Below are 20,173 nucleotides of genomic sequence, written 5' to 3'. Positions count from 1 at the left end.
ATTTAAGTTTTTTTAATTAATAATTTATAGATAAAATTATACGAATCTGAATGATAGATTTTTATAATAAATCAAATGCTTTATCATGTCTGTGAGTTTTACAAAATCGGGAAGTAGTATATATAGACCTTATTAAAGCCTAGAACATAATGAAGTGGTATGTGTCGCCTACAAATAACATACTATTAATATAGGCTTTTTAGTGAAAAAGTCAAGTTTTTAACGCTTTTTAACGGTCTTGAATAGAATTTTAATCATCTGTCACTTCATTCTAAAGGCAAATCATTACCTTTTTCATTTTGCCCTATTAACCCGTAGCTTTTCTAAATCGAAGATTCTTAAGCACAACATCAAAAAATAGAAATTTAACGAATAATTACCCTTAATTGCTACATCCTTCAGATTCTATTAGCAGCTTCTTAAGCCATTTTTGAAACGCCTATGAAAAATAAACCGCAGCCTAATAGTTCCTATTTAATATCTATTCGGGTTTCTGCTCCTGTTGCGGTTTTGAGATCCGTTACTGTTTGAATTTCGATTCCTGTTGCGATTCGGATTGTGTACTCGCTGTGGCCTTTGTTCAGTCCTGGTCCCTGCTTCGTTTTGGTCACCCACAAATTGGTGTTCAGGCATTCTAGGGACTTCCTGTTTGATGAGTTTTTCAATATCCCGCAGCAGAGATCGCTCTTCCAGGTCACAAAAAGACAATGCGATACCACTTGCACTGGCACGTCCTGTTCGTCCAATACGGTGCACATAGGTTTCTGAAACATTGGGCAGGTCATAGTTGATCACTAAGGATAGTTCCTCCACATCAATTCCTCTCGCAGCGATATCGGTGGCCACTAATACTTTTAGATTTCCATCTTTAAAGTTCCCTAAGGCTTTTTGCCTGGCGGGTTGTGATTTATTTCCGTGAATAGCCGCTGACCTTATATCTGCCTGGTTTAGTTTTTTGACGATTTTATCGGCACCGTGTTTTGTCCTGGAAAACACTAATACAGAATCATCAGGTCTGCCCTGTAAAAGATGGGTCAATAGTTTTGGCTTGTTACCCTTACTTACAAAATAGACCCCCTGTTCCACTTTCTCGGCGGTAGCTTGTTCCGGTTTAATGGTTACCCGCTCAAAATCGCCCAGCATTTTTCTGGAAAGCGCTACTATATCTTTAGGCATCGTTGCCGAAAAGAAAAGTGATTGTCGTTTTGGAGGTAGTTTGGCGATGATCTTCTTAATGTCATGAATAAAGCCCATATCCAACATATGGTCTGCTTCATCCAGGACCACAAATTCTAAGTCCCGAAAGGAAATATGACCCTGGTTCAGTAAATCTAGTAAGCGGCCTGGAGTGGCTACCAGGATATCAACACCATTTCTTAAGGTATTTACCTGCTTTCCTTGTTTGACGCCCCCAAAAATGACGGTGTTTCGCAAACCTGTAAATTTTCCATAAGCGCTTAAACTTTCACCTATTTGCAAGGCCAGTTCACGTGTTGGAGTTACAATCAGGGCCTTTATCCGTCGTTTACCCTTTTGTCCGTTTTGCGAATTATATAAATGGTGAAGTATTGGAACTCCGAATGCTGCGGTTTTCCCCGTTCCTGTTTGTGCCACACCCAAAAGGTCTTTGCCTTTGAGGAGTATAGGAATCGCTTGTTCTTGAATTGGGGTGGGATTTTCGTAGCCTTCTGCCTGAAGTGCTTTAAGTATTGGTTCGGCCAAGCCGAGTTCTTTAAATGTCATTTTGTTAAATAAGGCGCAAAGGTACGCTTATTTAGGCTTAGAACGGTGAATTAAGATTTCTGAGCGAGAAATACTTCACAATGCGGCAACAGCAGCCTCTGCACAACGTTCTCCGTCCATGGCCGCCGATACGATGCCACCTGCATACCCTCCACCTTCGCCGCAAGGGAACAGTCCTTTGATTTCCGGATGCTCTAATTGCTGGTTTCTGGGGATGTTTACCGGAGACGAAGTTCGCGATTCTACTCCCACGACATTGGCTTCTGAAGTGTAATAGCCTTTCATTTTCTTCCCGAACTCGTTAAACCCGGTTCTTAAACGGCTCCCGATCAACCTGGGAAGGAGTGAATGCAAAGGTGCGGATTTGAGTCCCGGTTGGTATGATGTTGGGTTTAAATCTTTAGAAAATATACCCTCTACAAAATCTGTTAACCTTTGAGCAGGAGCTGTTTGGGTTCTTCCACCGGCGGTAAAGGCTAAACGTTCTAAATCTTTTTGGTATTCCAATCCTTTTAAGACGCCGTACTTTTCGTATTTCGGAATATCTTCCTCCACGTTTATTTCAACAACAATTCCTGAATTCGCAAAAAGGTTATTCCGTTTCGAGGGTGACATGCCATTGACAACCACTTCTCCCGGGGATGTTGCCGCGGGAACGATAAAACCACCGGGGCACATACAGAACGAATACACCCCGCGATTCTTCACCTGGTGCACCAAACTATAGGCGGCGGCCGGAAGCAATTCATTGCGCTCTCCTTGGCAATGGTATTGAATAGAATCGATAATTTGCTGTGGGTGTTCTACGCGAACGCCCATCGCAAAAGACTTTGCTTTTAGGGCAATGTCCTTTTTTTGAAGCAGGTAAAAAATATCGCGTGCAGAATGGCCTGTTGCCAAAATAACCCGAGACACTTGCATTTCATCTCCATTTTGTAAAATAATGGTTTTTAATTGATTACGTTCTATTATAAAATCTATTACTTTAGTATTGAAATGTACCTCACCGCCATATTTAAGTATAGTTTCCCGAATGTTCTGAACTATTTTCGGGAGTTTATTCGTGCCAATATGGGGGTGCGCATCAATAAGTATTTGTTCTGTTGCACCATGATGCACCAGACTTTCAAAAATGCGTTTGACATCACCTCGTTTAAGACTCCGTGTATATAATTTTCCATCAGAATAGGTGCCTGCACCACCTTCCCCAAAACAGTAATTGCTATCCTCATTTACGATATGGTCCTGATTGATGGCCTTTATATCCCTTCGACGATTTTGAACATTCTTGCCCCGCTCCAGCACAATAGGCTTGAAGCCAAGCTCCAAACAACGCAATGCGGCCCACATACCTGCCGGACCAAAACCAATGATATGAATGGGTTTGGCTTTTGAAACATCCTTATAATCAAAGAAGTAGGTAGAATTCTCAGGAGCTTTTTCCCTGATGTAAACGGCAAGCTTGTAATTGAAATAAATAGTTTGTTTTCGTGCGTCGATAGATTTCCGGAGTACCTTAAATGTAAAATCAACTTCAGGAATACCCAGGGTTTTGGCAGCCTTGCTCATAAGAATGCCTTCCTGGCCTTCTTCCTCTAATGGTACCCTTACCTGGATGTTTCTGATCATAAGGCAAAATTACTCGAATTAAAGTATAGTCTTCGATATAATTATAACCATAGCAATTTGCAGCTAAAAACCAATCCTGAGTTATAGTTATTTCCTTCTTTTACTTTTATTATAATTCTTATCACCTCTGGTTTTGGGTTTTTTGTATTTGGCCTTAATTATGCGCTTATAAGACCCTCTTTCATTTGTTTTCTTATTCTTTTCTGCCTTTTCGTGAAAACTTGCTCCACGCTCATGCTCGTTACTTTGTTTATGCGGGTTATTTGGTTCACTAACCTGAGGTTGCTCTTCAGGGGTTAGTCTTGTGGATACTTCTACTTCTCCAGGAAATGGGATTAGTTGAATTTCCTTATTCATAAGTGCTTCAATAGCATTTTTAGAGTCAATTTCTTTCTCCGAATAGAACAATAGAGTTTCTCCTTTTTTTTCGGCACGACCAGTACGTCCAATCCGATGCATGTAATTTTCCGGAAAACCTGGGGTATCAAAGTTTATAACATGACTTATTTCGTTTAAATCGAGACCACGTGCCATCACATCAGTTGTGACCAAAATCCTGTTTCTACCTTCATCAAACTGTTTAATAGACCGCATACGGTAGTTTTGCGTTTTATTAGAGTGAATTACACAAACTTCCTCATTATATGATTCTTGTAGTTCTTCAAACAACCGATCAGCGCTTCTTTTGTTGGATACAAAAACCAGTACTTTTTTAAAAGTGGTTGCATTTTTCAGAAGGTGTATTAGCAAGTTTACTTTGGTATAAAAGTTAGGAACTGCATAACTATTTTGTGTAATGTTTTCCAAAGGCGTACCACTTAAGGCAACGGAAATCTTTTCAGACAAAATAAAAAATTTAGCTATTAAATCTTCTATATCTTCTGTCATAGTAGCCGAAAACATAATATTTTGACGCTTTGTTGGTAATAAATCGAATATATTGGTAAGCTGAAACCTAAACCCTAAATCCAACATGACATCCACTTCATCGATTACTAATTTTTTAATCGATTTTAATTGCAATGCGCGACTTAAAATCAAGTCGTATAAGCGGCCAGGGGTTCCTACTACAATGTCCTGACCTTCCACTAACAATGCTTTTTGAGTGTTTATATTGGTACCGCCATAAACTCCCACTACCCTATTATTTAGGTATTTACTAAATTTTTCAATTTCCTCAACAACCTGTACTACCAATTCTCGCGTGGGCACTAAAATTAAAACTCTTGGATGCTTTTCTGTTGAAAACGTAAGCGATTGCAAAATGGGCAGCATATAGGCAAATGTTTTACCTGTTCCTGTTTGTGCAATACCTACGACGTCCTTACCTGATGAAATTACCGGATAGGCTTGAGATTGAATTGGTGTTGGATTTGTGTAACCTATATCGGTTATTGCCGAACGCAGTTGGTTGGAGATATTAAATTCGTCAAACGATTGCATCTTCATTAAATTTTATGCAAAAGTAAGGTATTACAGATACGGGGGCATTTAATCATGGCTGGTTACTTTATATTAGGAATTCATGCAGCTCGTTCATCGGTGTAACACCCCTCCTCCTTCCTGCGCCGAAATTAGCTCTTCAAACGAGACTAATCTGCGTTTAATTGATCAACATGCAGCATATATGTGGCTATGGTTTTCAGTTCTTCATCAGATATTCCTTTTAAAAAACCGTCAATATTAGCCTGCATGATAGCAACCTGACTGGAGGTGGTGTCTACAATGGGTTGGGCATTACCCTTTAAAAAAGCCACTATATCTCCATTTTTTTCTTTATAGATCTTCATAATTTCTTTGACCGAAGGCCCTATTTTTTCCTTGCTTACATCATGACAGGTAATACATGTTTTTTCTGAAAACAACCTGTTGCCAAGAAAAATTTGGGAGTCTCTGCTTAATTCCGCACGCTGGGGCACTACCCTATTTTGAACCTTTGTTGATTTCTTGTCCATATTGCAGCTAAACAACATAATAAATCCAATAAAGCATGAAAACAAACGCATGGGTTTTGTGATATTCCTAAAGATAGTGAAAAGTGCCATTTATATTCCATTATTCCAAACATTAGGTTTCATTTAAAATAATAGAAGACGGCATTGTTTCAGATAGTAATTGCTCCCGAACTGCTATCCTTCAGAAATTTTATTTTGCCGAATTCTCGGCCACTCACCCCACCTTGGACTTGTATTATTATGTTTTTAAAGATCTTTTTACTTAAATAGTAGATTTTACTAAAAAGGTCAGCTATCATAAAGAAGAGGTTTAAAAATCGATCACAATACCTATGCTGGGAATTATTTGGCCACTTTCGTTTTCGATAACTACCAGACTCTCTGGTTGAATGATATTCCCGGATGTATCTCTATTAAGTCCATATTCAGGAGGGCTTGGAATGTTTTGACCCAATAGATTCTGTACTTCGATAAATAGATCAAAGGCAAATTTTTTAAAATTCCATTTTTTATCAATGCGTACATCTAATTGACTAAATATAGGTAGTTTTTCTTCCCCCAATCGCGAATAGTCCAATACTATAACCGGGTAATTTTCTAAGCTGGCGTCCAAATCTGCAGGCACATAAGGAGTTTCCCCGGCAAAACGATAACGAGCGCTTAGTTCCCAATTTTTAGGGAACTTATAACCTCCTGTAAATGACACTAAATGTCTGCTATCCCACACGGAGGGTCTGTATATTTCCCGATCAAAGCCCGTAAACTCGCTGAAAAAATAGGTATAAGCAAAAATCCCATAGAAATTCTTGGATAACTTTTGTTGGAATTGAAGTTCCATCCCATAACTCCTTCCTTTTCCAACGGTCTCAATTGGTTCGCTTCCCAATACTTCAAAACCGCCACCTTTATTTGCCAAAGAAACACTGTCACGCACAGAAACGGGATAGTCATCATAGACCTTATAAAAACCTTCCAATGAAATACTGGAGGAAGGCGAAAAGTAGTGCTGTATTCCCAATACAAAATGATCGGTTCTGGTATAATCTACGTTTTGATTCACTAATTCGTTGGCATTATTTCTGAAGCCCAGGATGGTATATGGAGGAATTTTATAATAGCGGCCTATAGAACCATTTAATCGCCAGTCTGTGGTAAATTCATAAGAGGCAGATAAACGCGGTGAAAAGGTGCTCAACAGGCTTTCATTTTGTGTAAATTCATCATCATCCATGCGGAACCCGAAAGAAATATCCAGGGTATTATTAAAAAAGGATCGCGTTAAATTGGCAAAAAGCCCATATTTCATAAAATCTATTGCTGTATTAAAGACAGCGCTATTGGTTAAATCCAAGGTATTGTTTTTGTAATCCGCATACTGTACGTTAAAGCCAGAGCTTAATTTCCATCCCGAAAAGAATTGTGTGTATTCATACCGCAGCTTGGTTTCAGATTCGGTTGCATCGTTATTGAAGATTACACCAGTTTCTGTGATAGGATCATTGTATCTTGTAAAGTCATTTATCAACGTATTATTACTTAGCGTGGTCATCATAAAACCATTACCTTTTTTAAAGCGCTTGCGCCAACTTATTCCTATCGTATTTGTGCGCTGTTTAATAAAAGGAGCTTGTTCTAATTGAGCTTCGGATTCCGGATCAAACTCTTCCGGAGGGGCGGCCGAAAAATCGTCTATTGACCCTACACCTAAAAGACTAAGATTGTTATAAGCATCTAATTGATGATCTACCTTAAATTGATAATCCCAATAATCGGGTCGAAATGGCAGGCCAATAGTTTCAAATAAAAATTTTAAATAACTCCTGCGTACCGATGCCAAAAATGTAGTTTTGGAAGTAGTTTCCCCTTTTTTAAATAAGGGACCTTCCAAGGTCAAAGCCGCCTCACTGGCACTGACTCGAAAGTTACCGGCAAAATTTCTGTTATTACCATTGCGTTGTTCAAATTGCAGCACGCCAGATAGAGGATTGTCATAGCGGGCATTAAAAGCAGAAGAAGATAATGTAACATTATCAATAAAGGAGACATTAATGAGGCCTACCGGACCTCCCGCACTCCCCTGAGTACTAAAATGGTTAATATTTGGAATCTCCATTCCGTCTAAATAATATACAGATTCATTAGGCGCGCCACCCCTTATTATGAGATCATTTCGAAACCCTCCAATAGAAGGAGACACGCCGGGTAAGGTCTGCGCTACTTGTACTACATCATTATTACTTCCAGGATAGGTGGCTATTTCTACGGCAGAAAGTGTCTGTGTTGACAAAGGGGTTTCTTTGGGCCTGCTAATCGTATTGCCATTAGACACCACTACTTCCTCGAGTTTTTCGGTTTCTACTTCAAGAACAAAATTATAGGCTGGTGTTCCTTTTGAACGTACAATTATATTGTACTTTGTTTGCGATTTGTACCCCAAATAAGTGACAATAAGATTATATGATCCCGGGGGAATCCCTTTAATTTCATATGCCCCATCAAAATCGGTTTGTGCTCCCAATTGGGTTCCCTCCAAAAAAACTGAAGCACCGAACAGGGGTTCCTCCACTTCATTTAACACTTTACCATAAACTGTGGCGGTAACCTGTGAATAAAGGCCCTCTGAAACGAGTCCGAAGATGGTAAATAGTATTAACCTTCCCAATTTAAACCACATATTGTTTAAAATAAATTAAAAATGACTAAACAAAATAACTATTAAAAAATTACTCTACCTTATAAAAATGTGTTAAAACCGTCAGGTCACAAAAGGAATTGGTCGTTAACAAACCATAGACAGCTATTTTTTAGTGAAGATCTTAGTATTGAGGGAATTAAACTTTATCGCTCAAAAATATTAGCTATATTACCGGTTTTTTGAGGACATTCATTAGCCACAAACCTTTACACATGGCAGAAAAGAAGAAGTTTGGAACTTTTGCAGGAGTCTTTACCCCTTCCATACTCACTATTTTGGGGGTTATCATGTACATGCGCCTGGGCTGGGTAGTTGGGAATGCAGGCTTGTTAGGTGCCATTCTTATAATCGTAATAGCCCATGTAATAGCTGTGACTACGGGCTTGAGTGTATCTTCAGTGGCAACTGACAAAAAGATTGGTGCCGGCGGCATTTATTATGTATTATCCCGGAGCATGGGAATTCCTATAGGAGGCTCTATAGGTATAGCCTTGTCCGTGGGAACCGCTTTATCTATTGCCCTCTATTTAATAGGTTTTTCAGAAAGTTTTAATGCGTATTTCGGATTTGGCATGTCGGTCAATGATTTCAGATTAACTGGAACTATTGCATTGATAGTGTTAACGCTGCTTGCATTAATAAGTACGTCTCTGGCCCTAAAAGCACAATATTTTATTCTGGCGGCGATTGCCGTTTCATTGATTGCGATCTTTTCCGGATCATCTGAGTTTGTACCCGAATCTGTGCCCCTATTTTCAACCGAGGGCGCCGTACCCCTTGAGGTAGTCTTTGCCATATTTTTTCCGGCGGTTACCGGTTTTACGGCTGGTATTGCTATGAGTGGAGATTTAAAAGAACCTAACAGATCGATCCCTGTAGGTACCTTATCGGCTATTGGCGGAGGACTTGTGGTTTATATTGCCCTTGCTGTTTTTATGGCCTATACTATTAATTCGGATGTATTGAAAACAGATTATAACATTCTCATGAAGGTCGCCATTTTTGCACCTGCCGTTGTTGCCGGTATTTGGGGCGCGACCTTGTCTTCGGCCTTAGGAGGAATTCTTGGAGGTCCAAGGATTTTACAGGCCATGTCTATCGATAAGGTAACTCCTAAAATATTTGGTAAAGGAAAGGGAGCGAACAATGAGCCGGTGAACGCATTATTGATGGTGTTTATTATCGCAGAGGCTGGCATTCTCATAGGTGAATTGGACGTTATTGCGCGAGTGGTCTCCATGTTTTATCTCACTGCTTACGGTTTTATCAATATATCTTATTTCCTGGAAAGTTGGGCGAATCCTGATTTTCAGCCCAGTTTTAAAATTAAACGCTGGATCGGTCTGCTTGGTTTTGCCGCGTGTTTTGGGGTCATGTTCAAGTTAGATATGATTGCCATGTTTGCGGCATTGGCGGTAATCGGTGGTCTGTATTTTGGCCTGCAACGAAAGGAAGTAAAGCTACAATCAAATGACGTATGGAGAAGTGTTTGGGAAAACGTTGTAAACAAAGGGTTAAAAAAAATAGACGCAGAAGTAGATGAAAATTCCAATTGGAATCCAAATATTATTCTCTTCAGTGGCAAAAGCGACCATCAATCCTATTTATTGGAGTTATGTAAAACCGTCTCTGGCCGTACGGGCATAGTTACTAATTTTAAACTGATCCTTGATCCCAAAGATGACACACCCTTAAAGAAAACAGAGCAAGTCGTGCGGAATGAATCCTTTGCGGAACTTGGCATTTTTGGAAGGCAGGTTAAAGTGGAGAACATCTATAGCGGTATAACTAATATTGCTACAGTTTTTGGTTTTTCCGGTGTAGAACCAAATACCATAATGATGGGATGGCCCAAAGGTTTGGAAAATTCAGGGGAATATGCCAAAATGACTGAGACCTTGTTGTATTTGGATTATAACTTATTGTATTTGGATTTTGACAGGAAGAACAAATTCGGCAATTATAGCACCGTAGATCTTTGGTGGCGGGAAACAGACAGCAAGAATGCCGAAATGATGCTGAATATTGCACGATTTATAATCGCCGCCCCTAAATGGAACAATACCAATATTCGGGTATTGTTCGTGAATAACAACAATGTTGATAGTGCACTTATACATTCGAAAATTTCCAAACTTGTTGAAGATTTAAGAGTTAATGTTGAAATTAGAATTATTAACAATGCCGTAGAGCAAAAACCATTTTATAACATTATTGAAGAACAATCTGCGTCAACTGATCTGACCCTGGTGGGTATACCCAATTACAAAATTGAAAAACAGGCCGAATTTGTAATAAAAACGAATCAATTGTTTGAAACCATAGGCTCTACCTTATTGGTAAAAGCTGCTAATAATTTTAATGAACTAGACTTAACTCTGATCGAGGCGAATTCTGAAATTACATAAAACCGGGTATTGCTACAAGCCATTATCTAATTATAGAATAAATTTTTTAGAAGGGATGTACCGAGGTTTTGGATAATAAAAAAGCCCATCACTCGTGATGGGCTTTTGTGACAAAGTTTAAGCGTATATGTTAAATAACTTTTACGTTTACTGCATTTAATCCTTTTTTTCCTTCTGTAAGATCAAATTCAACTTCATCGCCTTCACGAATTTCATCAATTAATCCAGAAAAATGTACGAAATGTTCTTTGTTTGAACCTTCTTCAGTGATAAATCCAAAACCTTTGGCATCATTGAAGAATTTTACTGTTCCTTTACTCATTGTAATTTAATTTAAATGTATTTTTAATACTTATTATTAGGCAAAGATGGTGCCAATAATTTAAAATCCAAAAGATTAGTTAATTAATTTATAATCATTAATCATTTATTCTCACCATAATACATGCCTTACTGCCCTCAATAAGGCGTTTTTATATCTGTTTGTCTGAATTGTGTTTTCCTTCCCGTATGGCATCAGGGAATGCATTTTAAGTGGTGCCAGGCACTTTTTAATTAAAAGTCATATTTCAAAAGATCATTACCCAGGTTTGTAATGTAAAGCGTGTGGCCATCATCAGAAAAGAACATGCCCGTGAGTAATCCTGGCAGGGGATGAAACAGATCTGGTGAAAGTAATTCAAGTCTCTCCATTCCCAAATGACTTCTTCTATTCCATTCGTTTGTATTTTTTAAATTATCCTTTGAGGAACCATCAAAAATAACATGCTGAGAATGATTCTCAAAATCTACAGCAATCACTTGATTATAGAGCGGAGAAGCAATGATTAACCGACCTTTATGATCTATTAATATATTATCCGGAGATCCTACATTCGCAGCCACTCCAGAATATTTGGCCAAACCACTTGTTATGTCTACTTCAAATAGGTGTACTCTGTCCATCATGGTTTCTGAAACAAAAAGGTGCTTTTCATCCTTATCCATGGTGATACCATTTGCAAAATAAAGACTGTCGGCAATCTTAACAGGTACACTTTTTAAGTCGGCCATTCTGAAAACAGCTCCATGGGGTACAGGTAAATTTACATCACGAAACATTTCTTCCACATTAGTGCTCTTTGTAGATTGAGAGAACCATAGGGCTCCCGTTTTATCTCTGTAGATCGTATTAACCCCAAATGGATGATCATAGATCATTTCCACTTCTTCTGATTCCACATTTACCCGATAAATCTTTCCGTCTGCCACATCAGACATTAAGATATGTTTTCCATCGTGTTCCAATACAACCCCATTGGGTGCTGCCACTTGTTCCGGCGGCAGATGAACAAAACCCGCGGCTGCGAAATCACCAAATGGCCGATTGGAACCATCCTTTTCTATTAATCGGAGACCTTTCGCCTGATCCACCACAACAATACGTCCATCTTCCAAATAAACACCGTCCTCAGCGCGAAGTAAACTTCCATCACCCGGAAATAAATTCTCCTTTTGAAAAGTGAAATACGGCAAGGGTTTTATGGATTTTTGTGTATGGCTGCTCTCATCCTTTGTCTTAGGAGTATTACAACTCATAAAAGCAAAAGCGAAAATGACTAAAGCGTAAATGGATAGTTTCATAATTGACCTGTTTGCTATTGATAAAGATATAAGAAATTGGAATAGTGTTCGGGTATTTTTTGAATGTATAGTAACACCACCCTGATGTAATAGAATTCATCAAAGGATTGTTTTAAAAGGTCCCCTTGGTTGGGCAGTATTTTAGAACTAGCGTGCCGGCATCTTGTAGATTGTCCCGTAAAACTATTTTTACATAAATTCAGGTATTACTACATTGGCCTAATTACCACCCTCCATTTCACTTAACATTCGCCTCGCATTATCCCCTGTAGGACCGTCTGGGTCTAGTTGTATGGCCTTATTATAATATTCTTTAGCCTTCACCAGGTCGCCGGATTTCCAATACCCCTCAGCCAGGCTGTCCCATGCATTAGCAGATTCCGGGAAAAGCTTGGTATTCATTTCAAAGACATACAAGGCCCCTTCAAACTGGCCGGAGCCCAGCATTTGATAACCTGCCTTATTAAATTCTGCCTCAAAATTAAAAAACTTATAAGCAGGGTCCTGCACCATGCGTTGGGCTTCTGTAGCCAAAAATTCATACTTTCCATCCATAAAGAGCTGCGTGAGATAACCCATGGGATCTATGATAAAATTATCAGCAGAAAAACTCAAAGCAGTCTCCAAAACCGGATCTTCATTGGCACTATATTCTGTAAAGGTGGGTTCTACAGCCAAATGGGGTACCGTATAATCTGCATTTTCCCATTGGGGCTTATCCTGCCACCACGCAAAAGAAAGATAAACGGGTAGCTTTGAATTAGGTAATTCTACACGGCGATTGTCGCCATAGAAATTGATGTTTTCTGCGGTGGGTTCACCTACAAAGATGGCATTCGTATAATTGTCCAGTTCGTTGACCAAATTCTGGCAGGCGGAAAAAGTACGCCGACCTATTATGACGAAGAATTTCCCAGTTTGATTGATCTTTTGGTGCTCTATAATCCCTGTAACTATTGGCTTGTTCTTATAGTTGTTGCCACCGCCATTTAAACGTACGTCCAAAACTAATTTCTCTACCTCATTGTTGTCTATAAATTCAAACAGGCGTTTATAAAATGCCGGGATATTCTCGCTGGGGTCATCCTGTATCTGGCTATGCCGCACATAAACAGCCTTTTCATTGGGCAGGTATTCAAAATAATAGATTTTCTCCAGGTTTTTAAGGTAGAGCGGGTTGTTTGTCTGGTCTCTTGCCCCTGCCCAATCTGTACCAGGTCTGATCTCACCATATTCAAGGTGATCATGCTGTGGCTTGCCGGCAGCCACTTCAGTTGTAAAAGTCTTCCCGTTCTTTTCGAGTGTAAAAGCGATTTTATTTTTTAAGGTTTCCGTGACGCGCTGTGCATGCAAAACCTCAGGCACCACCAAATAAAAACCACCATAGGCCTTAAAGAATTGCTCATTCTCAGCGGGCACTACAGGATAGATGGCCTCTAAGACCTGGTTTATGGGCTTGTCCTCTACTTCAAGTATTTTGGCCCCCACTAAGGCTTCATAGTCCTTATGTGCCCCATTAATATATGTCCCATCCTTATATTGGTATATATTCAGGGGCAACTGCTGGTATGGAACGGGACTTTCCGAAAAACTTACCCTGGTATGCCCGTATTTGAACATCGCTATGATCCTGCCAAAACCTACGAGTACCTCATGATCCTGCATTTCAGGTATAGCCTTATAAAATTCCTCAATAGCTTCATCAAAAGCTTTTGCAGTGGTTTTTTTAAAAAGAAAAGGATAATCTTTGTGAACAGTATGTTGTAAAAAACGCAAATCTTCCTGCCATTGTGAATTGGTGAACATTTGCTGAGCAGGCACTTGCCAAAATAGCAGCAAGGCAGCTAAAAAAAGTAAATTTTTCATAGTAGAATTAGTTAGGAGTTAGCCCCAAAGAGCAAGGTATGCTCTTTATTGGACACCATTTATTAAAATATGTTACAAAAAAACTACAATCCGACTTTTTGATCTAGGATTTTAACCTGAATGCAGCATAGATACCTACCACCAAAATGTATTCCAGTCCAATAAACCAAAACCCCGGGTCACTAAAAAAAGAATGATGATCTCCCCCGGCTGGTATAATAAATACAGGTACTGTTATTATTGCATCTAAACAAATGGCAATCAAAAACATAAAGACCCCTAATTTAAACCCATTTGTATGTGCTCCGTTTTTATAATAAAACTTAGTTCCAAGAATTGCACTCGGTATTAAAGCTAAAGTGAGGACCACATTTGCCTGGAGGTCCGGATTATCCACGATTTTTACAAAATCAGATAAAATGTAGGCCGTAACGCCTAAGGTCCAAACTATTGCCGCAGCTATTAATGCTTTTTTGATTTCCATTATTCCTTTGTTATTAGGTTTGTTATCGATAATAAAATGAAAAAGTTAGCCTTGTTTCTAATAGTGGCCTACCCCTACCGGGTTCCATACCCCCGTTTTTACAGCAGCGTTTGCGTATTCCGTAAAATCTGTAGGTTTTCTTCCCAATACTTTTTCTATATCATTGGTGATCACAGAATTACTTTCAACCAAAACTTCTTCAAACAAATAATTGATTAACCATAGGTAGCCATCAGGCAAATTAAATTCCTGCATTATTACATTGTATTCTTCCATGCTAATTGGTGTGAATTGAATTTCCCTTCCTGTTGCCGCAGATATTTCACGGACCACATCTGAAAAAGTAAGCGTACGTGGACCGGTTAACTCGTAGATTTCGTTATTATGCTTATCATTCAGCAAAGCTGCAACCACGACATCTGCTATGTCATTGGCATCTACATAAGGGACCAGGGTATCATTTTTAGGTAAGGCAACATGGCCGGCAAGAATAGGATCCAGGAAAAAACTTTCACTAAAATTCTGATTAAACCAGCTCGCCCTTACAACGGTCCAGTCCAGCCCGGAATTCATGACAATTCGCTCGCATTTTTCTGCCTCTTTCTCCCCTTTTCCCGATAATAGCACTACTTTTTGTACTCCGGACTTCACTGCCTGCCTGGTAAACCCTTCAATGGCTTCGCTTGCTCTGGGGACCGCCAAATCTGGTTGAAAAGTAATATATACCTTATCCATTCCTTCCAGGGCGCCTGCCCAGGTAGTTTGGTCCTCCCAATCAAAAGAGGGTTCTTCACTACGGGATCCGATTCTGACAGATTGCCCTTTTTTTAGTAAGCTGCCTGCTACGCGACTTCCTGTTTTGCCTTTGCCGCCTAATACTAAAATGTTTTGTTTTTTTGTCATGATATTTATTTTTAAGATTTATAGATTACGTGTTTATAGTGTTGTTTCTGCTGAGACAGACTAGAATCAATAATAAAAATGAAAGTGTTGCACAAAGTGTTCTAATCAGATGATAGCTATTCCATTTACTTTCAAACTTGTCTCTAAGCAGCTTTATTTCTTCTGTGCTGGCCTGCATTAAATCTGTTTTATCCAATAACTCATTAAGGGGTACATTTCCGAAAAAGGTGACCAAACCTACCCCAATAATATACAGGGCAGCAGATGCAACAACCATCCATATAATAGCACTTGACGAGGTCCTGAATAAAAAGATATTTGCAATGTGTAAGAAGACCGGACCAAAGAATACGAGTATAAACGTGGGGTTAATAATGCTCCTGTTCATCTCCTGAAAAGACCGCAAATATCCCATATCAACCAGTTGTCCAACCCCAGGAGTAACCGCATTGTTCCATGTAAAACAAAGACCTGCTGTAAGTCCGGTTAAAAGTGTAGCCAGTACTACTACTATGGTTTGAGTGTCAAAATTTAGCGTTGTCATTATTACATTGTTTTAAGATTACAATGCAAATTTGTAGCTAAACCGAATGACTTATTTGTCTGAAAAGGATTGAAATTTGTTCCAAAAGGATTATGACTTTACCTCACTGGGCCGAAAGCCATATTTTTTGATAAACGCATTGGAAAAAGAACTCAGGCTTTCATAACCAACAGACCAGGCTGCTTCTTGTATGCTGACATCCTGCGAGCTCAAAAGATCATGGGCTTTTATTAAACGTTCATTCTGAAGGTATTTGTAAACAGGAAAACCAAACAGCTCTTTAAAATTCTTTTTGAGCTTAAAATCATTGAGCCCAATAAGTCTTGACAGTTCTGATATAGATGGAGGGGTCTCCATATTTTTGGAGAGTATTTCCCGGGCCTGATATAATTTTTCGCGCTCTGTTTCTTTTATAGAGGTGTTAGTATCCTTTTCCAAAGTGGAAACTTTCGCAAAGAAATGAGCTAATAATTCTGTAACCTGACTTTTGAGAAAAAGTGATCTGGCAGCACCTTCATAGGTATTGGTAAAAATTTTATCGACCGCATTTTGCATGTTATGGTCCATAAAAAAAGTAGGGCCCTCTACGTAATCACTGGTGGGGTTAATAAGTTCATTTAAGGTTTCTGCATAAATTTCGCGTTCGTCTTCCGGTAATTTATTCAAATTCTTCAGGCTATACAGGATAACCACACAATGTAACTTTTTGGATTTTGAAATGGTGTGGATAAAATCTACATTCTTATTCGCAAAGAAGGACATGGCCAGCCCCATGGTATTGTTGTAGCTTTTTTGATGGGTACCGTATCTTACATTTAAATCAACGTTACCAGATCCATAGAATGCAAAGGCAATAACATCTTCATCAAAACCACAGGTATCAACGGTCTCTTCATTAGAATCTGCATATTCCAGAAGAACTAAGAAGTCGTTTATATTCAGGAAATCTCTTGTCATATTAAATACTAAGATACTTAATTAGGCAATTACTAAGAAGATTCAATTTCTTTTACCTCCCCGTCCTGCAGGTTCAAAAATAAAAAGTATAGCGGAAGTTACAGAGGCCTCCAAAATGTGGGAATTTAAAGTGCAATAGTCTCGGTTGATGACTCCTGGTAATAATTAAGTATTAAGAAAGTTTAATGACTTAAATTGGAACACTGCTTTTTAGCCCTTTTACAAAATACATCTTCAGTTTGCCCCTGTTCTTCACCTCTATTTCTCCGCGGTATTCACAATCTGCGGCCTCTTTTATCAGGGCATAGGTGTTTTCTGAGATATTAATGCGGCCGGGTTCCGACATAGACTCCATACGCGACGCCACATTTACAGCATCACCCCAGATATCATAGGCAAATTTTGTGGTTCCTACTACCCCGGCAACCACGGGCCCGGTATTGATGCCAATTCTAATATCAAAGGTCAATTCACTTGCGGTTACATCATTTTTTGTCTCCTCTACAAATGCAACAATTTCCAGGGCAGCCAAAACCATTCTGTAAGCATGATCTTTCTCATTATCATTTAATCCGCCGGCGCACATATAGGCATCGCCTATGGTTTTTATTTTTTCCAAACCATACTTCTCCATAATAGCATCGAACTTTGAAAAATAAAAACCCACTGTTTTAACCAAAGCCTCGGGTGACAACTTTTCCGAATAGCTGGTAAAGCCCTTAAAATCTGTAAATAGCACCGTTGTAGCTTCGTATTTTTTAGCTTTTACCGTACCATAATTCTTTAATTCCTCTGCGGTTTCCTCGGGGAGTATATTTAGCAATAAACGATCTGAGCGATCTCTTTCTTCCTCAATGATTTGTTTTGTTTTTCTGATAAAGTTATTACGCCGGTACAAGCCTATGGCCATGATGCCTATTAATAATAGCGCTATGGCTGTACCAATGGTCATATTGCGCTGGTTTTTTTCTCTTTGCTCTGCCAGGTCTACCTCTGTCTGCTTTTGAGAGACTTCAAAATTGGTGCGTTGATCCGCCATTTGCTGAACGGTTTCAATGTTTCTTACACTGTCCCTGTATAGAATATGCTCCTTATAATGTTTATAAGATGCTGTTAGGTCTCCGGCTTGTTCGTATAGCTCGGAAAGCTGAAGATTAGATTCACTGATCTGCTTTTTTAAGCCATACTTTTTGGCAAGTTCCAAGCTTCTATTGGTATAACCCAAGGCAGTGGGAAAATCCCCTTTTTTTTTATAAATATCAGACATATAGGTGAGGTACTCTGCTATAGGGGAATAATCTTCCAATTCCTCCAGTATTTTTATAGCTTCATTGATATTCTCTTCTGCAAGGTTGTTGTTACCTTGCTCGGCATAAACCATTCCCATATTTCCCTTGTTGTAAGCCGACCCGATTAAATAATCGGACTTTTTGAAAAGGAGACCCGACTCTTCAAAATATTGCAATGCCAAATCGTACTTTTTAATATTAAAAGCTTCATCACCAGCATTTATCAAAGCAGTAGCTAAAGAAATGGTGTCATCTGTTTTTCTTAATAGGAGAATGGCTTTTTTGTAATAGATTTCGGCGTTATTGGAGTTCCCCATTTCAGAATAAACGTCTGCAATTGACATATACGCAACTCCCTCACTATAATAGTATTGAGCTTTAGTAGCAGCTTTCAAACTCTTAAAATAGTCCTCCAAGGCAATGTCTAAGTTTCCAAGAATTCTATTTATATTTCCCTTTAGAATGTATCCTTTTGATAGATATTCATAATTCTTCTCTATATTAGAGAGGTCAATCAATTCACTGGCATAATTAAGGGACAATGGGAGATCTGTAATCTCATTAAAAGAGAGCTTTTGGAGTAATTCTAATTTTTCGAGGCCCAAAAGTTCATCTTCCAAATATATTTTTTTCAGACTATCCGAAATTCGTTGATCCTGGGCAAAATTACCCAAAACCTGAAAGCAAACAAAGCCTACGGTTAAGTAGGCTTTAATTAAAAAATTGAAAGATTTCAATATAATTATTTAGGATTACCTCTTAATTTTGGATCAAGAGAATAAGATTGCGCTGCTCCATTGCCAGGAGGGTCAATAGAAAAATTAATAGTGTAGGTGTCCACCACCCCGTCTATACCATCTTTTAAAGTAGCAGTAACTATACCTGATTGGCCAGGAGGGTCACTGGCAAAAAAACTTGGATTGTTCGAGATACTATCAATCAATACTCTGTAGCCATCTGAACCACTATTCTTACCCTTCCAGATTACCTTATTCGTACTATAAACATCAGAACAGTAATCATTTAGTGTTCCACCCGGTGGGATCTTTCCTGGTGCAGTAAGATTATTATCACTTAGACCACAGTATGTATCAAGTTCAGTTTGATTTGTTGATAAAGGTTGAGGGATTGCAGTGTAAAGATCTTTGGCACGTACTTCCAAAGTAATAGTTACTGGTTTATTTCCTCCGCTCATAATTTTGGTTAGTTTAGGTTAGTAATTAAAATTCTAAGATACTATTTTTCTATTAACAAATTTAACTTGGACTTAATATTTACAATGGAAAAGTAGCTATTCTTTTACCAGGAAATTTTTTTAGGACGTTTAACAGGCAACTGTTTTGTTCTTTCGTAAGGGTCAAATAGTACTATATCGGTAACTTAGTTCTAATGGTTAGTATTAGCTGCCAGACCTATTAGTCTGGCGATGCATATTCGAAATATAGTTTATTTCCTATATCGCCTTCCGGTTTGTGTTTGTACCCCAGAAACCGATACCATGATATTCGATCCGTATCGTCCGCTTCGGCGTACTGGCTAATGCTACACCCCTTAAATTGCAAAGCTAATTCTTTGGCTATCTTGCGCATGTTAAAACTTATCTGCATTCCATATGTTTCCATATGTTTACTTGATATAAAGAAGGTCGCATATTTCTTATCCCCAACTTTGTACCCACCAACTATGGCCAATGGTTCATCGTCCGGCGTTTTCCATATTTTGGAATACCCGTCCTGTTGGGTTAATTTAAGACGTTCCTTGATAAACTGCAAGGTTTCCTGCCGTTCACTTTCGTTATCAAGTTCCCACTCCCACTGCAATTTCTCCCATGGATTTTCGAGAATATACATTATATCAGCAGAGCTTATTTCATCGTGTTGTTCAGACATGCTGTTGGGTTTCTTTAAAAAAATGGAAGACAATTTAGTATTTGTTTTTGGGTATTCCTAAGAATTAAATCCACTTTATAAGCTATTTTTTAAACCTGGAATAAAGTATTATCTTCTTTTTGGTATTAATAAAATACACGCCGGAAAGCAGCACAATAGCGGCAATTATGGATTGCAGGGTGATGGGT

General features: G+C 38.8%; 16 protein-coding genes and 1 pseudogene. 1 reads left to right on the top strand and 16 read right to left on the bottom strand.

The genetic code is table 11. The annotated features are described in order from the left end of the window. Window positions 1–474: 474 nt before the first annotated feature. The 5 genes from WBM60_RS13065 to WBM60_RS13045 all read right to left on the bottom strand — a co-directional run bounded on the left by WBM60_RS13065 (window position 475) and on the right by WBM60_RS13045 (window position 8,001). Window positions 475–1,743 (bottom strand): DEAD/DEAH box helicase, encoded by a 1,269-nt coding sequence (locus WBM60_RS13065; protein WP_424276887.1) that lies wholly within the window; start codon window positions 1,741–1,743, stop codon window positions 475–477. A gap of 75 nt (window positions 1,744–1,818) precedes the next feature. Beyond that, window positions 1,819–3,372, bottom strand: a complete 1,554-nt coding sequence (locus WBM60_RS13060) for an NAD(P)/FAD-dependent oxidoreductase (protein WP_424264044.1) — start codon at window positions 3,370–3,372, stop codon at window positions 1,819–1,821. 87 nt (window positions 3,373–3,459) lie between these two features. Further along, window positions 3,460–4,815, bottom strand: a complete 1,356-nt coding sequence (locus tag WBM60_RS13055; RefSeq protein WP_424276889.1) for a DEAD/DEAH box helicase — start codon at window positions 4,813–4,815, stop codon at window positions 3,460–3,462. Window positions 4,816–4,964: 149 nt separating this feature from the next. Continuing rightward, complete coding sequence (locus tag WBM60_RS13050) at window positions 4,965–5,417, bottom strand: c-type cytochrome (protein ID WP_424278815.1); 453 nt, start codon at window positions 5,415–5,417, stop codon at window positions 4,965–4,967. Window positions 5,418–5,637: 220 nt separating this feature from the next. After that, complete coding sequence (locus WBM60_RS13045) at window positions 5,638–8,001, bottom strand: TonB-dependent receptor (RefSeq protein ID WP_424264050.1); 2,364 nt, start codon at window positions 7,999–8,001, stop codon at window positions 5,638–5,640. Between the two features lie 233 nt (window positions 8,002–8,234). On the opposite strand from WBM60_RS13045, the gene WBM60_RS13040 reads away from it, so the two are divergent. Beyond that, entirely contained in the window at window positions 8,235–10,430 is a 2,196-nt protein-coding gene (locus WBM60_RS13040) for an amino acid permease (protein WP_424276891.1), read from the top strand. A gap of 130 nt (window positions 10,431–10,560) precedes the next feature. Here the strand turns inward: WBM60_RS13040 and WBM60_RS13035 are convergent, their stop codons facing one another. The 11 genes and pseudogenes from WBM60_RS13035 to WBM60_RS12985 form a co-directional block, all read right to left on the bottom strand. Continuing rightward, entirely contained in the window at window positions 10,561–10,752 is a 192-nt protein-coding gene (locus WBM60_RS13035; RefSeq protein WP_299162448.1) for a cold-shock protein, read from the bottom strand. A 233-nt stretch (window positions 10,753–10,985) separates the two neighbouring features. Then, a complete protein-coding gene (locus tag WBM60_RS13030; RefSeq protein ID WP_424259453.1) occupies window positions 10,986–12,053 on the bottom strand; it encodes an SMP-30/gluconolactonase/LRE family protein in 1,068 nt (355 codons plus the stop codon). Window positions 12,054–12,272: 219 nt separating this feature from the next. Then, complete coding sequence (locus WBM60_RS13025; protein ID WP_424259454.1) at window positions 12,273–13,919, bottom strand: tetratricopeptide repeat protein; 1,647 nt, start codon at window positions 13,917–13,919, stop codon at window positions 12,273–12,275. A gap of 103 nt (window positions 13,920–14,022) precedes the next feature. Then, window positions 14,023–14,403 (bottom strand): DUF5367 family protein, encoded by a 381-nt coding sequence (locus tag WBM60_RS13020; RefSeq protein ID WP_424283174.1) that lies wholly within the window; start codon window positions 14,401–14,403, stop codon window positions 14,023–14,025. 57 nt (window positions 14,404–14,460) lie between these two features. Next, the gene (locus WBM60_RS13015; protein ID WP_424259456.1) at window positions 14,461–15,306 is read right to left on the bottom strand and encodes an NAD(P)H-binding protein; all 846 of its coding nucleotides are present in this window, start codon (window positions 15,304–15,306) and stop codon (window positions 14,461–14,463) included. Window positions 15,307–15,331: 25 nt separating this feature from the next. After that, window positions 15,332–15,850: a DUF1772 domain-containing protein gene (locus WBM60_RS13010; RefSeq protein ID WP_424276892.1), complete on the bottom strand. Its 519-nt coding sequence runs from the start codon at window positions 15,848–15,850 to the stop codon at window positions 15,332–15,334. Between the two features lie 90 nt (window positions 15,851–15,940). Next, entirely contained in the window at window positions 15,941–16,807 is an 867-nt protein-coding gene (locus WBM60_RS13005) for a helix-turn-helix domain-containing protein (RefSeq protein WP_424259458.1), read from the bottom strand. A gap of 190 nt (window positions 16,808–16,997) precedes the next feature. After that, window positions 16,998–18,833, bottom strand: a complete 1,836-nt coding sequence (locus WBM60_RS13000; protein WP_424276893.1) for an adenylate/guanylate cyclase domain-containing protein — start codon at window positions 18,831–18,833, stop codon at window positions 16,998–17,000. 5 nt (window positions 18,834–18,838) lie between these two features. Next, complete coding sequence (locus WBM60_RS12995; protein WP_424259460.1) at window positions 18,839–19,291, bottom strand: hypothetical protein; 453 nt, start codon at window positions 19,289–19,291, stop codon at window positions 18,839–18,841. Between the two features lie 220 nt (window positions 19,292–19,511). Continuing rightward, window positions 19,512–19,985 (bottom strand): hypothetical protein, encoded by a 474-nt coding sequence (locus WBM60_RS12990; protein ID WP_424259461.1) that lies wholly within the window; start codon window positions 19,983–19,985, stop codon window positions 19,512–19,514. An 82-nt stretch (window positions 19,986–20,067) separates the two neighbouring features. Continuing rightward, window positions 20,068–20,173: pseudogene (locus tag WBM60_RS12985) on the bottom strand (EamA family transporter); the annotation flags it as partial.

This window comes from Eudoraea sp., assembly GCF_049669105.1.
Taxonomy (GTDB): Bacteria; Bacteroidota; Bacteroidia; order Flavobacteriales; family Flavobacteriaceae; genus Eudoraea.
Note: the sequence above shows the minus strand (reverse complement) of the source record. Positions and strands in the feature narration are given on the sequence as shown.

Excerpts from the sequence above, each read along its gene's own strand:
- WBM60_RS13020 (WP_424283174.1), bottom strand. The coding sequence starts at position 14,403 with ATGGAAATCAAAAAAGCATTAATAGCTGCGGCAATAGTTTGGACCTTA.
- WBM60_RS12990 (WP_424259461.1), bottom strand. The coding sequence starts at position 19,985 with ATGTCTGAACAACACGATGAAATAAGCTCTGCTGATATAATGTATATT.
- WBM60_RS13005 (WP_424259458.1), bottom strand. The coding sequence starts at position 16,807 with ATGACAAGAGATTTCCTGAATATAAACGACTTCTTAGTTCTTCTGGAA.
- WBM60_RS13045 (WP_424264050.1), bottom strand. The coding sequence starts at position 8,001 with ATGTGGTTTAAATTGGGAAGGTTAATACTATTTACCATCTTCGGACTC.
- WBM60_RS13030 (WP_424259453.1), bottom strand. The coding sequence starts at position 12,053 with ATGAAACTATCCATTTACGCTTTAGTCATTTTCGCTTTTGCTTTTATG.
- WBM60_RS13015 (WP_424259456.1), bottom strand. The coding sequence starts at position 15,306 with ATGACAAAAAAACAAAACATTTTAGTATTAGGCGGCAAAGGCAAAACA.
- WBM60_RS13055 (WP_424276889.1), bottom strand. The coding sequence starts at position 4,815 with ATGCAATCGTTTGACGAATTTAATATCTCCAACCAACTGCGTTCGGCA.
- WBM60_RS13065 (WP_424276887.1), bottom strand. The coding sequence starts at position 1,743 with ATGACATTTAAAGAACTCGGCTTGGCCGAACCAATACTTAAAGCACTT.
- WBM60_RS13010 (WP_424276892.1), bottom strand. The coding sequence starts at position 15,850 with ATGACAACGCTAAATTTTGACACTCAAACCATAGTAGTAGTACTGGCT.
- WBM60_RS13035 (WP_299162448.1), bottom strand. The coding sequence starts at position 10,752 with ATGAGTAAAGGAACAGTAAAATTCTTCAATGATGCCAAAGGTTTTGGA.
- WBM60_RS13025 (WP_424259454.1), bottom strand. The coding sequence starts at position 13,919 with ATGAAAAATTTACTTTTTTTAGCTGCCTTGCTGCTATTTTGGCAAGTG.
- WBM60_RS12995 (WP_424259460.1), bottom strand. The coding sequence starts at position 19,291 with ATGAGCGGAGGAAATAAACCAGTAACTATTACTTTGGAAGTACGTGCC.
- WBM60_RS13060 (WP_424264044.1), bottom strand. The coding sequence starts at position 3,372 with ATGATCAGAAACATCCAGGTAAGGGTACCATTAGAGGAAGAAGGCCAG.
- WBM60_RS13050 (WP_424278815.1), bottom strand. The coding sequence starts at position 5,417 with ATGGCACTTTTCACTATCTTTAGGAATATCACAAAACCCATGCGTTTG.
- WBM60_RS13040 (WP_424276891.1), top strand. The coding sequence starts at position 8,235 with ATGGCAGAAAAGAAGAAGTTTGGAACTTTTGCAGGAGTCTTTACCCCT.